Here is a 13,038-nt window from a genome sequence, read left to right on the forward strand (position 1 = left end):
ACTGAACTTCCGAAAAGACAATGCCGCTGATTCAGCGGCATTTTTTGTGGGTGACCGACAGTTTAACGGATGCCTTGGCCGATCAGTACGCCGTCGACCGTCTGCCCGTAAAGATTGATGCCGTCATTGGCGTGGAACTTCAGCCGGGTTTTCTCCACGGAGCCCTCCACCAGGCGCGGGTCCTGGGGTCGCTCATGGCGGTTGACGTAAGCTGCGACGTCCCAGGCTTGCTGGTCGCTCAGGCTGCCGCCCTTGCCCAGGGGCATGTTGTGCTTGATGAAGGACGCGGCGGTGTTGATCCGGTGCATCCCGGCGCCCCAGTTGTAGGAATCTTTACCCCAAAGCGGCGGCATCACGTAGCTGTCACCGACTTTCTGGCCCTGGCCTTCGGCGCCGTGGCACACCGCGCATTGGCCCTTATAGACGTCCGCGCCCTGGGCCAGGTCGTAACCCTTGGCAGGTGTCGGCACGTCCGGATAACCACGCCCCGGTAACTCGACGCCCAACGGCGCCTTGCTCGACAGCCAATAGGCATACACCGACAGCGCAGTAATTTCCGGGCTGTCTGCGGCCGGTGGCGTGCCGCCATTCATGCTGAACTGGAAACAGCCCTGCAAGCGCTCGGCGAAGGTGTTGACCTTGTCGTTCTTTTTTCGATACGCCGGATACATCGGATAGGCACCCCACAGCGGCGCGGAATTGGCCAGGCGGCCCTGGTCCAGATGGCAATTACTGCAATTGAGACCATTGCCGACAAATTGCGGCGCCAGGCGCTTGGTGTCGACAAACAGGGCGTAGCCCTGCTTCACCAGCTTGCCGTAGGCGTTGTCCGGCAGCTCGCTCTCTTGCGGCGGCTGGAATTGCGCGGCAGCCGTCGAACGGGCGACTGGCTGCAACTGTGACTGGTCTTCCATGGCGATGGTGGCGGCATGGACAGGCACACTGGCAAGGGTTGCCAATAAGAAAAGCTTCATGGCTTGGCCTCCTGGCCGCTCAACGACGCAAAATAGGTGGCCACGGCCTGTGCTTCTTCAGCGCTGAGGGATTTGGCGATATGGCCCATCAAATCGTTCGGATCGTTATGGCGGGTGCCACTGCGCCAGGCATTCAACTGCGCCGCCAGGTAGGCCGCGGATTGCCCGGCCAGGGGCGGAAATGCGTCGCCAACACCCACGCCAGCCGGCCCATGACAACTGACACACGCCGGAATCTGGCGCTCCCACGCGCCTTGCAGGGCAATCCTTTGCGCAGCTTCGGTTGGCATTTCGCTACGGTGCACCGAAACGGCCACCGGCGCAGGCATTGCCGCCAGCTCCCGGGTCACAGCATTGATTTCCTCTTCCGTCAGGGCGTTGGCCAGCGGCTGCATCACCGGGCTGTTACGGGCGCCGCTTTTAAAATCCTGCAGTTGCTTGCGCAAATACCCCGCTGGCAAACCGGCCAAGCGCGGAAAGCCGGCCGCTGCCAGCCCCAGCCCATCAGCCCCGTGACAGGCTACGCACGGCGCAGCTCCCGGCTGCGAACCACCCTGCGTAAATACGTTTTTCCCCTCTAGCGCGTGGGCATTGCCCAGCATCAGCAGCAGCACACTACCCATCAGAACTCGTTCCAGAGACATCATCACGACTCCATTTTTATAGTTATATGCTTAGGCGAATTAGGCATAAGCCTACAAATGGTAGGGTAATGATTAGATCGCCACAACACCCAGCACTGAAGGAAAAGGGCTACTTACTGAAAATCCCACACAAAAAACCCGACACTGCACTGGCAGGTCGGGTTTCTTGATCGGATTCGAAAGTGGGCGGCTATAGACTCAGCCGGAAATGCAAGCCTCCCCTGCCGCCTTCACGTCACCCGGACGAATAGGCACATTGGACATGCTCTCGTAGAGTTTGATGCTGCTACCGCTGGAGCGCTCTTCAATTTCGAAAATGGCAGACGGATCAGCAGAAAACTTCTGCGGAACGATCACCTGAACGCCATCCTTGTGGGGCTCGATCTGCGATGGCCTACGGGTTTTCGACAGTTTCTGGACGATACACGCCGCGTATTCCTGCGGCTTTTTCCCGGAGATCACTGCCAGTGTCGGTGGGGTCTGCTTGATATCCGCCACCGAAGCACATCCACCCAACGCCAAGGCCAGAACCAACACACTCCACTTCATAAAAAACCTCCGATAAAGACCCTACGACAGCAAGAAAGGTATTTTTCTCCCGCCAATGTAGGATTTATCCCTGATAACTCGGTAAATAACTGTTTTAAATTGTCGAACTCGTCGACGACGGTCCGATAATAAACGTGCTGGGGCTGATAAACTCCATCTTATCCTACGTATCGTTCTGATTTTTCAGAAAAAACCCTTCTGGAGACACCTCATGAAATTCATCCACCAGCGCGAACACCTCAATGAAGGAGACATTGTCGTCATTGAATGTTCGCAAACGTGCAACATCCGCCTGATGAGCGACGCGAACTTTCGCAGCTTCAAGAACGGTGGCCGCCACACTTACCACGGCGGCGCGTTCGACAAATTCCCGGCAAAAATCACCGCGCCGAGCACCGGCTTCTGGAACATTACCCTGGACGTGGTTACCCGCCGCGCCATCAGTGTGACCAAAAAGCCGACCTTGTCCCACAAGATCCGCATCGTGCGCCGCACCAATTCGAAACTCAGCTGACAGGAATGCCCGTGACTACCACCAAATATGTGATCAAGTACAAACTCAACGGTGAGCGCCGCTTCGAATTCGCCCAGCTGCAAGCGGGCAGCATTGAGGAAGCCAAGGAAGCACTGGCAAAAATGCACGATGCCAGCGATGAAATCACCGATATCAATGTGAGCAAGGCCCTGTAATTCGAGCGCAAGCATCGGAGTGTCGTAACGCTGGCGACTTCCTAGACTGGCAGCCCTTATCCGCTGCCACAGGAACTCGTCGATGCCTTCTACCTCACTTAAAGAGCGCCTGGCCAAGCTGGACTGGCGCGCGATCGAGCAAGACCTTGACCAACAGGGCAACGCAATTATTCCAGCGCTGCTGGATCAGCAAGAATGTGCGGAGCTCTGCGGCCACTATCCGCAGCACGAACGGTTTCGCTCCCACGTGCTGATGGCCAGGCACGGCTTTGGTCGGGGCGAGTACAAGTATTTCCGCTATCCGCTGCCCTCCCGGGTCAGCGAGTTGCGTGAAGAGCTGTATCAGTACCTGACCCCCCAGGCCAATCGCTGGAACGAACAGATGAACCTGCCGATCACTTACCCGGCACGCCATGCCGACTTCATTACCCGTTGCCACGCTGCGGGCCAACAGCGCCCTACCCCGTTATTGCTGCAATATGGCCCCGGCGACTACAACTGCCTGCACCAGGATCTGTACGGCGAACATGTGTTTCCCCTGCAAGTTGCCATTCTGTTGTCGCAGCCGGGAGAAGACTTTCGCGGCGGCGAACTGGTGCTGACCGAACAGCGGCCACGCATGCAATCCCGGGCCCAGGTCGTGCCGCTGAACAGGGGCGACGCTGTGATCTTCGCGGTCAATCAGCGACCCATGCCCAGCGTGAGAGGGTTTCATCGGGTGACCTTGCGCCATGGGGTCAGTGTTCTGCACAGTGGTACGCGGCATACCTTGGGAGTGATTTTTCACGATGCGCAGTAAGACCGATCCTGGAGCAACCGCCGATTTGTTCGCCGACGAGGCCTTGCAACAGCCTCCGGGACGCGAACAAATCGGTGAGCAATCCTACGTTCTCAGAGGCTACGCCCTGCCCTGGGTCGAGCGCTTGCTTCCGGAACTGCGGCGTGTGCTGGCTCAATCGCCGTTCCGGCAAATGGTCACGCCGGGCGGCTTTACCATGTCCGCCGCTTTGAGCAGCTGCGGTGAACTGGGTTGGACGACCGATCCCACCGGCTATCGCTACTCTGCGATTGACCCCAACAACCAGCAACCCTGGCCAGCCATGCCCGAGGCGCTACGCCAATTGGCGGTCATGGCGGCGGCAGACGCGGGTTTCAAGGATTTCGAACCGGATGCCTGCCTGATCAACCGCTATGTGCCAGGCGCGAAAATGTCCCTGCATCAAGACAAGAACGAGCGCCGCTATGCTGCTCCAGTGGTCTCCGTGTCACTGGGTTTGCCGGCGATCTTTCTGTTCGGCGGCCATGAGCGGAGCGACACAGCGCAAAAAGTCTCGCTGTTCCATGGCGATGTCGTGGTATGGGGCGGTGTGGATCGCCTGCGCTTTCACGGCGTGATGCCGATCAAGCCCGGCACTCATCCGGTCATGGGGCCGCAGCGCATCAACCTGACGTTTCGCACAGCCGGATGAATTTGACCGCAAGCATCGGAGTGATGGGAATGCCACCGGGGACTAAGCTGGCATTCTTCAACCAGGAGCCACCACCATGACCGCGCGCCACGCCACCGAACAAGACCCACGCTGGGCCGCCATCGTCGCCCGCGACGCCAAGGCCGACTTGACCTTCGTCTATGGCGTGAAAACCACCGGTGTGTACTGCCGCCCCAGCAGTTCCGCACGGCGGCCGCGACCGGAGAACGTCGAGTTCTTCGATACTCCGCAACAGGCCGAAGCCGCGGGCTACCGACCCAACAAACGTTCGTCGGGCGACCAGACCCAAGTGGCCGCACGCCACGCGCAACTGGTGGCAGCCGCCTGTCGGCACATCGAACAGGCCGAAACCCTGCCAGCCCTTGAAGACCTGGCCACCCTCGCCGGCCTGAGCCCGTTTCATTTCCATCGGGTGTTCAAGGCGGTGACAGGCCTCACACCCAAGCGCTACGCCAGTGCCCATCGCTCGCGCAAAGTACGCGACGGGCTCAAGGACCAGCATTCGGTGACCGATGCGCTGTACGAAGCCGGCTTCAATTCCAACAGCCGTTTTTATGAGGCCGCCGACCAGTTGCTTGGCATGAAGCCTGGCGACTACAAGGCGGGCGGCACTAACACGGACATTCGGTTTGCCGTCGGCCAATGCTCGTTGGGCGCAATTCTGGTGGCGCAGAGCAATCGCGGTGTGTGCGCAATCCTGCTGGGGGACGACCCGGACAAACTGGTGCGTGACCTGCAGGATCAGTTTCCCCGCGCCAATCTGTTGGGCGCCGATCACGACTTCGAACAATTGATCGCCCAAGTGGTGGGCTTTATCGAGGCGCCGGCCCTGGGCCTGAACTTGCCCCTGGATCTGCGCGGCACTGCGTTTCAGGAACGGGTCTGGCAGGCCTTGCGAGAAATCCCGGTGGGTTGCACCGCCAGCTATGCAGAGATTGCCCAGCGCATCGGCGCCCCGACCGCCTATCGCGCCGTGGCACAGGCGTGCGGTGCCAACAGCCTGGCCGTGGCGATTCCCTGCCATCGGGTGGTGCGCGCCGACGGTAATCTATCGGGCTACCGCTGGGGCGTTGAGCGCAAGCGGCAGTTGCTGGAGCGCGAAAGCCCGGCCGGCGCCTGACGACCGCTACAAGAGTTTGCGCTTGCGAAACTCGGCCACCTTATGCCGGTTGCCACACAGCGCCATGCTGCACCAGCGGCGCTTGTGGCCCTTGGTCCGGTCGTAGAACCACAGCACGCACTCGGGGTGTTCGCAGGTGCGGATCAAACCGAAATCCCCTTCCACCAGCAACGTCGCCGCGGCTTCGGCGATCGGTGCCAGGAACTGCTCAGCGGTTTGCTGTTTGCGCTGGCGCTCCAGGCGCAACTCGCCCGGCGCCGGCCAAGCCAGCTGCGGATGGCTGACGGCCTTGCGCAAAAATGCATTCAACGCAGCAGGATCACCCTGCTGGCCAGCCTTGCGTTGCTCCAGCAACAGCCGGATCACTTCCCGCAATCCCCTCGCCGCGCCCAGTAAAGCGCCCTCCTCGAATACCGGCACCGCGCCCTCTTCGCACCAGCCCAGTCGCACCAGCCAGCGCTGCACATCGGCATCGCCTTGCCAGAACTCAAAGGGCACACCGTCGACATTCGCCCGGGTGTTGAGCATGTCCAACACCGGATGGTCGGCTAGAACGTAGGGATCCATCGGGGATGGTGTGATGACGGTCATTGGCGAATCCTCTTCAAGTCCGCGACATCGTAACCGCTGATAATGCTTTTGGATAGTTACTAAACACTCCGAAAAGTAACCCATTAAATTAATTTGACAGGTTACTTTTTCGAGCGCAGCCTGCGAGACCAGTAACCCCACAAATCAACTTATCCAGTTACAAAGAGGATTCCGATCATGTCGATTTCAGCCCCCGTTGTGCGCTACCAGCATGTTGATGCCGATGGCGTGCGCGTGTTCTACCGCGAAGCTGGCGACCCTTCTGCGCCCGTGCTGTTGCTGCTGCACGGTTTTCCCAGCTCGTCCCATATGTACCGTGACCTGATCCCGCTGCTCGCCACCCGCTACCGGGTCATCGCCCCCGATCTGCCGGGTTTCGGCTTCACCGAAGTCCCAGCCGAACGCAATTACCGCTACAGCTTCGACAACCTGGCGATTACCGTCGGCCATTTCGTCAACGCCCTGCAGCTCAGCCGTTACGCCCTTTACGTGTTCGACTATGGCGCGCCGGTAGGCCTGCGCCTGGCGGTGGCACATCCGGAACGGGTCAGTGCGCTGATATCGCAGAACGGCAATGCCTACCTGGAAGGTCTGGGTGACGCCTGGGATCCGATCCGGGCCTATTGGGCCGAGCCGAGCCCAGCCAATCGTGAGGTCATTCGCAACGCCGTCATCAGCCTGGAAGGTACGCGCTATCAGTACCTGCACGGGGTACCGCAACCGGAGTTGGTTGCGCCTGAGTCCTACATGCTCGATGTGCTTCTGATGCAGCGTCCCGGCAACGACGAAATCCAGTTGGACCTGTTTCTCGACTACCGCAACAACCTGACGCTGTACCCGGCGTTCCAGGGGTTTTTCAAGGCCACGCAAGTGCCGGCGCTGGTGATCTGGGGCCAGGACGATCCCTTCTTCATCCCGCCGGGTGCCCATGCTTACAAAGTCGATAACGCCAACGCCGTGGTGGAATTGCTCGATACCGGCCACTTCGCCCTGGAAACCCACGCGGCGCATATTGCCCAGCGGATTCATGAGGTACTGGGCGAAGCTATCAACTGATGGCCGCCCACGAAACCCTGGATTCGTCCAGTGAATAATACAGACTGGCCTGGTGCTGCATGGCCCTGCTAAAACGATGGAACAGCATTCCACCGTTGGAGAAGCGTCCCATGAGCACCTGGCCAGACACCCGAATTCTTGACCTGCTGGGCATTGAGTTGCCGATCATCCAGGCGCCCATGGCGAATGCCACGAGCACGGCCATGGTGATTGCCGCCAACCAGGCTGGCGCCCTCGGTTCGATGCCGGCAGCAACGCTCAGCATCGAGCAACTGCGCGAAGCACTCACCACCATTCGCCAAGCCAGTTCACGGCCGCTGAACGTGAATTTCTTCTGCCATCAGCCGCCGGCGCCGGACGCTGATCGCGATCTTCAGTGGAAGAAACTGCTGGAAACCTACTACCGCGAACTGGGCGCCGACTTTGACGCCCCGACGCCCGTCTCCAACCGTGCCCCCTTCAACGACGCTGCCTGCAAAGTGGTGGAAGAGTTCCGCCCGGAAGTCGTGAGTTTCCACTTTGGCTTGCCGGAAAAATCCCTGCTGGACCGGGTCAAGGCCACCGGGGCGAAAATCCTGTCATCGGCCACCACGGTGGAAGAAGCCATCTGGCTGGAACAGCACGGCTGCGACGCAATCATCGCCATGGGTTTCGAAGCCGGTGGCCATCGCGGGATGTTCCTCAGCGACGACCTGAATAGCCAGATTGGCACCCTGGCGTTGGTGCCACAGATCGTCGACGCCGTGAAGGTGCCGGTGATCGCAGCCGGCGGCATCGGTGATGCGCGGGGCATCGTCGCGGCCTTCGCCCTCGGCGCGTCGGCGGTACAGATCGGTACCGCTTACCTGTTTACCCCCGAGGCCACCGTCTCGAAGTCCCACCACCACGCGTTGCGCAACGCTCAGGCCAGCGAAACCGCGCTGACCAACCTGTTCACCGGCCGCCCTGCGCGGGGCATCATTAATCGGGTGATGCGTGAACTGGGCGCGATCAACCCGACAGCGCCTGTGTTTCCCTTGTCTGGCGGTGCGTTGATGCCACTCAAAGCCAAGGATGAAGCCGGATTCAGTAACTTGTGGTCGGGCCAGGCGTTGCGCCTCGGCAAGGACATCTCCACTTATGACCTGACGCTGGAGCTGGCCGCGCAAACCCTGGAAAAAATCGGCCGACGCTGAACCTGAACTCCCGGGACAACTTTGCACTGTACCGGCAGTGGCCAACCGCTATATATTCTCATACATAGCGATAGCCACCTCTGCCTATAACAAGCCGCAAAGTCGGTAACCCCCAAGGAGCTTCTTGATGATGATTCGCGCCTCACGCCTGGCCCCCACGGCCCTCGCCACCCTGATCGCCGCGTTTACCTTTTCTTCGGCGAATGCCGATGAAGTCCAGGTGGCCGTGGCCGCCAACTTTACCGCCCCGATCCAGGCAATTGCCGCCGACTTTGAAAAAGACACCGGCCACAAGCTGGTCGCCGCCTACGGTGCCACCGGCCAGTTCTACACCCAGATCAAGAACGGCGCGCCGTTTGAAGTGTTCCTCAGCGCCGACGACACCACCCCACAGAAACTCGAAGCCGAAGGCGACACCGTCAAAGGCTCGCGCTTTACCTACGCAGTAGGCACCCTGGCGCTGTGGTCCGCCAAGGAAGGCTACGTGGATGCCAAGGGCGAAGTGCTGAAGAAAAACCAATTCCAGCACCTGTCCATCGCCAACCCGAAAGCCGCGCCTTACGGCCTGGCCGCCACCCAGGTACTGGCGAAGGAAGGCCTGACCGAGAAGGTCAAGGACAAGATTGTCGAAGGCCAGAACATCACCCAGGCCTATCAGTTCGTGTCCACCGGCAATGCCGAGCTGGGTTTTGTAGCGCTGTCGCAGATCTACAAGGACGGCAAGGTCACCAGCGGTTCCGCCTGGATAGTGCCGTCGTCGATGCATGACCCGATCAAGCAGGATGCGGTAATCCTCAACAAGGGCAAGGACAGCGCCGCTGCCAAGGCCCTGGTTGAATACCTGAAAGGTCCGAAAGCCGCCGCGGTCATCAAGTCCTACGGTTACGAGCTGTAAATGCCGCTGTCGAGTGCTGATTTTTCCGCGATCTGGTTGACCCTGAAGCTGGCGTCACTGACCACGGTCATCCTGCTGATCATCGGCACTCCGATCGCTCTGTGGCTGTCGCGCACCCGTTCTTGGTGGCGCGGCCCCATCGGCGCGGTGGTGGCCTTGCCGCTGGTGTTGCCGCCCACCGTGATCGGTTTCTACCTGCTGCTGACCATGGGGCCCAACGGCTACTTCGGCCAGTTCACCCAATGGCTGGGCCTGGGCACTCTGACCTTCAGCTTCGCCGGGCTGGTGATTGGCTCGGTGATCTATTCCATGCCGTTTGTGGTGCAGCCGTTGCAAAACGCCTTCTCCGCCATCGGCACTCGACCGTTGGAAGTGGCCGCCACCTTGCGGGCCAATCCCTGGGACACTTTTTTCAGCGTGATCCTGCCCCTGGCGCGCCCGGGTTTTATCACCGCGTCGATTCTCGGCTTTGCCCACACCGTCGGTGAGTTCGGCGTAGTGCTGATGATCGGCGGCAATATTCCAGACAAGACCCGGGTAGTCTCCGTGCAGATCTACGACCACGTCGAAGCTATGGAATATGCCCAGGCCCACTGGCTGGCCGGCTCGATGGTGGTGTTTTCTTTCCTGGTGTTGCTGGCGCTCTACTCCAGCCGTAAAACCAAAGCGGGCTGGAGCTGATGTCGATGATCGAGGTGCGCCTGCAACTGAAGTACTCCGGGTTTGCCCTGGACGTCGACCTGCAACTGCCCGGTCGCGGAGTGACGGCGCTGTACGGTCATTCCGGCTCCGGCAAGACCACCTGCCTGCGCTGCATCGCCGGGCTGGAACGGGCTGAAGAGGGCTTCGTGCAAATCAACGACGAAGTCTGGCAAGACAGCCGCAAAGGGCTGTTTGTGCCACCCCACAAGCGCGCCCTGGGCTACGTGTTTCAAGAAGCCAGCCTGTTCCCGCATTTGTCGGTGCTGGCCAACCTGGAATTCGGCCTCAAGCGCATCCCGCGTCAGCAGCGGCGGGTGGAGATGGCCCATGCCACCGAGCTGTTGGGCATCGGCCACCTGCTGGACCGCCATCCGCAGCACCTTTCCGGCGGTGAACGCCAGCGCGTCGGCATCGCCCGCGCCCTGCTCACCAGCCCGAGCCTGTTGCTGATGGATGAACCGTTGGCTGCGCTGGACAGCAAACGCAAAAGCGAAATCCTGCCATACCTTGAACGTTTGCACGACGAGCTGGAGATCCCTGTGCTGTACGTCAGCCATGCCCAGGACGAAGTGGCGCGCCTGGCTGATCACATCGTGTTGCTCAGCGAAGGCAAGGCCCTGGCCAGCGGCCCCATTGGCGAAACCCTGGCTCGGCTCGACCTGCCCATGGCCTTGGGCGACGATGCCGGCGTGGTGATCAACGGTACGGTCTGCGCCTACGACGAGCACTACCAGTTGCTGACTCTGCAACTGCCCGCCAGCCAACTGCAAATGCGCGTGGCGCATGCACCGCTGGCGTTGGGCAAACCGTTGCGCTTCAAGATCCAGGCGCGGGACGTCAGCCTCAGCCTGCAGGCCGAGGAACACAGCAGCATCCTCAATCGCCTGCCGGTGACGGTGACCCAGGCAATCCCGGCGGACAACGCAGCCCATGTGCTGGTGAGCCTCGATGCAGCCGGCACGCCACTGCTGGCACGCATCACCCGTTACTCACGGGACCAGTTGCAACTGCATCCCGGCCAGACGTTATGGGCGCAAATCAAGGCGGTGGCGGTACTGGCCTGACAGCCCGACACGCCGTCCCGTAGCAGCTGTCGAGCCCCAGCGAGGCTGCGTTGGCAGCACCTCCATTACCAGCCAGGCGCTGAACCGAGGCGCGCCTGACGCAGCCTCGCTGGGGCTCGACAGCTGCTACGGGGGAGCAAACTTGTTGGCACGACCGCAACACCCTGCGGTCAATCAGAAATACCTGCCAAGGAATTTGCGCCATGCCCGATCCTGCGTTGCTTGCCGACCTGCCCCGCGACCTGCATTACGTTGACGACACCCAGCCCGGGATCTCCCGGAAAAAGCTGCGGGGCAAGTTCCAGTACTTCAAGGCCGACGGCACCCGCATAACCGATGCCGACGAAATCAAACGCATCAACGCCCTCGCGGTGCCGCCGGCCTATACCGATGTGTGGATCTGCGCCGACCCGCGCGGCCACCTGCAAGCGACCGGCCGTGATGCCCGGGGGCGTAAGCAATACCGTTATCACCCGCGCTGGCGCGAAGTGCGTGACACCGATAAATATTCCCGTCTGCAACAGTTCGGCAGCGCGCTGCCCAAATTGCGCAAACAGTTGGAAGCGCAGATCGCGGCGCCCGGGTTCAATCGGGAAAAGGTCCTGGCCACGGTGGTGATGCTGCTCGACGCCACCCTGATCCGCGTGGGCAACACTCAGTACGCCCGGGACAATCGCTCCTACGGCCTGACCACCCTGCGCACCCGCCATGTGGACATCAAGGGCAGCGAGATCCTGTTCCAGTTTCGCGGCAAGAGCGGCATCGAGCACCAGATCACCGTCAAGGACCGCCGCCTGGCCACGGTGATCAAGCGTTGCCTGGAATTGCCGGGGCAGAACCTGTTCCAGTACCTGGACGAGAACGGCGAGCGCCATACGGTCAGCTCCACTGACGTGAATGCCTACCTGCACAGCCTCACCGGCGCGGATTTTACCGCCAAGGATTACCGCACCTGGGCCGGCACGGCCCTGGCGTTGGCGGTATTGCGCGAGCTTGAATGGCAGCCGGAATCCGACGCCAAGAAGCATGTGGTGGAGATGGTCAAGAACGTCGCCAAGCAACTGGGCAACACCCCGGCGGTGTGCCGCAAATGCTACATCCACCCGGCTGTGCTGGAGCATTTCAGCCTGGGCGAGCTGGCAAAGCTGCCCAAGCCACGGGTGCGCAAAGGCCTCAAAGCCGAGGAAGTGGGGTTGGCGATGTTTCTGGAGCAACTGGCTGAACGCCTGTGAGTGCGCCAAGTCATTGCAGCTGGGGGCAAAGCGCCCTACGGTAGTGGCCGGATAATCTCGCCGAGGAACCCGGCCCCATGCTGCCTTCATCCTTGAAGCCCTACACCAACGCCGCCTTATTGCATCGCCACAAATGGCGCGGGCGTGTCGGACTGATGCTGGTGGCCAGCCTTTCCGTGCTGGCGGGCATGACCGACGCCATTGGTTTCATGGCCAGCGGGGATTTTGTCTCTTTCATGAGCGGCAACACCACGCGCCTCGCCGTGGCGATCAGCGAAGGCGACCTGGGCCTTACCGGGCGCCTGACGCTGCTGGTAGCGACGTTTATCGCCGGGAATGCGTTGGGCGTGATGGTCAGCCGCGTCAGCCGGCGCCATGCCCTGCCTTTGTTGCTGTGTATCGCGACCCTGCTGTGTGGGGCCGCCGCCTGGCCGTTCGACGATCAACTGCCGGCGTTGCTGGCGGCGATCATCGCCATGGGCATGTTGAATGCTGCCGTCGAAGAGGTGAACGGATTACCGGTGGGGCTTACATATGTCACCGGGGCGCTGTCGCGATTTGGTCGCGGGCTGGGCCGCTGGATGCTCGGTGAACGCCGCAATGGCTGGCGCGTGCAACTGATCCCCTGGGCCGGGATGTTTGCCGGTGCGGTGATCGGTGCATTACTGGAGCATCAGATGGGGATTCGTGCGCTGCTGGTCAGCGGGGTGCTGTCGGCGCTGTTGGGGTTGGTGTCGCTGAAGATTCCCCGGCGCTGGCACCTGGGGTATATGCCACGCTAGAAAAGAGTTGCCCGCCCGGCGCTCCGGCCTCGACGTCCATGTACCGGTAAAGAGCCGTCACGCCGGGCGAGCAG

At 61.0% G+C, this 13,038-nt stretch carries 16 protein-coding genes; 12 read left to right on the forward strand and 4 right to left on the reverse strand.

Annotation, left to right across the window (positions count from 1 at the left end):
- Positions 1-62: 62 nt before the first annotated feature.
- From JFU58_RS28820 to JFU58_RS28830, 3 genes are all read right to left on the reverse strand, one after another.
- Entirely contained in the window at positions 63-974 is a 912-nt protein-coding gene (locus JFU58_RS28820; protein WP_201142927.1) for a c-type cytochrome, read from the reverse strand.
- Positions 971-1,621: a c-type cytochrome gene (locus tag JFU58_RS28825; protein WP_242488344.1), complete on the reverse strand. Its 651-nt coding sequence runs from the start codon at positions 1,619-1,621 to the stop codon at positions 971-973. Before JFU58_RS28825 ends, JFU58_RS28820 begins: the two co-directional genes overlap by 4 nt.
- A gap of 195 nt (positions 1,622-1,816) precedes the next feature.
- The gene (locus tag JFU58_RS28830; protein ID WP_017480375.1) at positions 1,817-2,167 is read right to left on the reverse strand and encodes a hypothetical protein; all 351 of its coding nucleotides are present in this window, start codon (positions 2,165-2,167) and stop codon (positions 1,817-1,819) included.
- Positions 2,168-2,378: 211 nt separating this feature from the next.
- Between JFU58_RS28830 and JFU58_RS28835 the strand changes: the two genes are divergently transcribed.
- The 5 genes from JFU58_RS28835 to ada all read left to right on the forward strand — a co-directional run bounded on the left by JFU58_RS28835 (position 2,379) and on the right by ada (position 5,467).
- Positions 2,379-2,681 (forward strand): DUF1883 domain-containing protein, encoded by a 303-nt coding sequence (locus tag JFU58_RS28835; RefSeq protein ID WP_003212586.1) that lies wholly within the window; start codon positions 2,379-2,381, stop codon positions 2,679-2,681.
- 11 nt (positions 2,682-2,692) lie between these two features.
- A complete protein-coding gene (locus JFU58_RS28840) occupies positions 2,693-2,857 on the forward strand; it encodes a hypothetical protein (RefSeq protein WP_167410147.1) in 165 nt (54 codons plus the stop codon).
- A gap of 82 nt (positions 2,858-2,939) precedes the next feature.
- The gene (locus JFU58_RS28845) at positions 2,940-3,656 is read left to right on the forward strand and encodes a 2OG-Fe(II) oxygenase (RefSeq protein WP_201142928.1); all 717 of its coding nucleotides are present in this window, start codon (positions 2,940-2,942) and stop codon (positions 3,654-3,656) included.
- Positions 3,646-4,326 (forward strand): DNA oxidative demethylase AlkB, encoded by a 681-nt coding sequence (alkB, locus tag JFU58_RS28850; protein WP_201142929.1) that lies wholly within the window; start codon positions 3,646-3,648, stop codon positions 4,324-4,326. The genes JFU58_RS28845 and alkB overlap by 11 nt, the downstream gene beginning before the upstream one ends.
- A gap of 76 nt (positions 4,327-4,402) precedes the next feature.
- A complete protein-coding gene (ada, locus tag JFU58_RS28855) occupies positions 4,403-5,467 on the forward strand; it encodes a bifunctional DNA-binding transcriptional regulator/O6-methylguanine-DNA methyltransferase Ada (protein WP_201142930.1) in 1,065 nt (354 codons plus the stop codon).
- A gap of 6 nt (positions 5,468-5,473) precedes the next feature.
- Here the strand turns inward: ada and JFU58_RS28860 are convergent, their stop codons facing one another.
- Complete coding sequence (locus tag JFU58_RS28860; RefSeq protein ID WP_063030453.1) at positions 5,474-6,058, reverse strand: CGNR zinc finger domain-containing protein; 585 nt, start codon at positions 6,056-6,058, stop codon at positions 5,474-5,476.
- Between the two features lie 177 nt (positions 6,059-6,235).
- On the opposite strand from JFU58_RS28860, the gene JFU58_RS28865 reads away from it, so the two are divergent.
- From JFU58_RS28865 to JFU58_RS28895, 7 genes are all read left to right on the forward strand, one after another.
- Positions 6,236-7,114 carry an alpha/beta fold hydrolase gene (locus JFU58_RS28865; RefSeq protein WP_201142931.1) on the forward strand — a complete coding sequence of 293 codons (879 nt, stop codon included), beginning with the start codon at positions 6,236-6,238 and terminating at the stop codon, positions 7,112-7,114.
- A 110-nt stretch (positions 7,115-7,224) separates the two neighbouring features.
- A complete protein-coding gene (locus JFU58_RS28870) occupies positions 7,225-8,289 on the forward strand; it encodes an NAD(P)H-dependent flavin oxidoreductase (RefSeq protein WP_201142932.1) in 1,065 nt (354 codons plus the stop codon).
- A 127-nt stretch (positions 8,290-8,416) separates the two neighbouring features.
- Positions 8,417-9,184, forward strand: coding sequence for a molybdate ABC transporter substrate-binding protein (gene modA, locus JFU58_RS28875; protein ID WP_242488345.1), 768 nt, complete (start codon positions 8,417-8,419; stop codon positions 9,182-9,184).
- The gene (gene modB / locus JFU58_RS28880; RefSeq protein WP_063030461.1) at positions 9,185-9,865 is read left to right on the forward strand and encodes a molybdate ABC transporter permease subunit; all 681 of its coding nucleotides are present in this window, start codon (positions 9,185-9,187) and stop codon (positions 9,863-9,865) included.
- Entirely contained in the window at positions 9,865-10,950 is a 1,086-nt protein-coding gene (gene modC, locus JFU58_RS28885; protein WP_081253150.1) for a molybdenum ABC transporter ATP-binding protein, read from the forward strand. The genes modB and modC overlap by 1 nt, the downstream gene beginning before the upstream one ends.
- A 203-nt stretch (positions 10,951-11,153) precedes the next feature.
- Positions 11,154-12,182 carry a DNA topoisomerase IB gene (locus JFU58_RS28890; protein WP_201142933.1) on the forward strand — a complete coding sequence of 343 codons (1,029 nt, stop codon included), beginning with the start codon at positions 11,154-11,156 and terminating at the stop codon, positions 12,180-12,182.
- A gap of 77 nt (positions 12,183-12,259) precedes the next feature.
- Entirely contained in the window at positions 12,260-12,964 is a 705-nt protein-coding gene (locus tag JFU58_RS28895) for a YoaK family protein (RefSeq protein ID WP_093197326.1), read from the forward strand.
- The last annotated feature ends 74 nt before the right edge of the window (positions 12,965-13,038 follow it).

It is taken from the genome of Pseudomonas sp. TH34 (assembly GCF_016650865.1).
Lineage (GTDB): Bacteria > Pseudomonadota > Gammaproteobacteria > Pseudomonadales > Pseudomonadaceae > Aquipseudomonas > Aquipseudomonas yamanorum.

Bases quoted from the DNA above. Each gene is read 5' to 3' on its own strand.
- JFU58_RS28820 (WP_201142927.1), bottom strand. From the start codon at position 974: ATGAAGCTTTTCTTATTGGCAACCCTTGCCAGTGTGCCTGTCCATGCC.
- JFU58_RS28825 (WP_242488344.1), bottom strand. From the start codon at position 1,621: ATGATGTCTCTGGAACGAGTTCTGATGGGTAGTGTGCTGCTGCTGATG.
- JFU58_RS28830 (WP_017480375.1), bottom strand. From the start codon at position 2,167: ATGAAGTGGAGTGTGTTGGTTCTGGCCTTGGCGTTGGGTGGATGTGCT.
- JFU58_RS28835 (WP_003212586.1), top strand. From the start codon at position 2,379: ATGAAATTCATCCACCAGCGCGAACACCTCAATGAAGGAGACATTGTC.
- JFU58_RS28845 (WP_201142928.1), top strand. From the start codon at position 2,940: ATGCCTTCTACCTCACTTAAAGAGCGCCTGGCCAAGCTGGACTGGCGC.
- alkB (WP_201142929.1), top strand. From the start codon at position 3,646: ATGCGCAGTAAGACCGATCCTGGAGCAACCGCCGATTTGTTCGCCGAC.
- ada (WP_201142930.1), top strand. From the start codon at position 4,403: ATGACCGCGCGCCACGCCACCGAACAAGACCCACGCTGGGCCGCCATC.
- JFU58_RS28860 (WP_063030453.1), bottom strand. From the start codon at position 6,058: ATGACCGTCATCACACCATCCCCGATGGATCCCTACGTTCTAGCCGAC.
- JFU58_RS28865 (WP_201142931.1), top strand. From the start codon at position 6,236: ATGTCGATTTCAGCCCCCGTTGTGCGCTACCAGCATGTTGATGCCGAT.
- JFU58_RS28870 (WP_201142932.1), top strand. From the start codon at position 7,225: ATGAGCACCTGGCCAGACACCCGAATTCTTGACCTGCTGGGCATTGAG.
- modA (WP_242488345.1), top strand. From the start codon at position 8,417: ATGATGATTCGCGCCTCACGCCTGGCCCCCACGGCCCTCGCCACCCTG.
- modB (WP_063030461.1), top strand. From the start codon at position 9,185: ATGCCGCTGTCGAGTGCTGATTTTTCCGCGATCTGGTTGACCCTGAAG.
- modC (WP_081253150.1), top strand. From the start codon at position 9,865: ATGTCGATGATCGAGGTGCGCCTGCAACTGAAGTACTCCGGGTTTGCC.
- JFU58_RS28890 (WP_201142933.1), top strand. From the start codon at position 11,154: ATGCCCGATCCTGCGTTGCTTGCCGACCTGCCCCGCGACCTGCATTAC.
- JFU58_RS28895 (WP_093197326.1), top strand. From the start codon at position 12,260: ATGCTGCCTTCATCCTTGAAGCCCTACACCAACGCCGCCTTATTGCAT.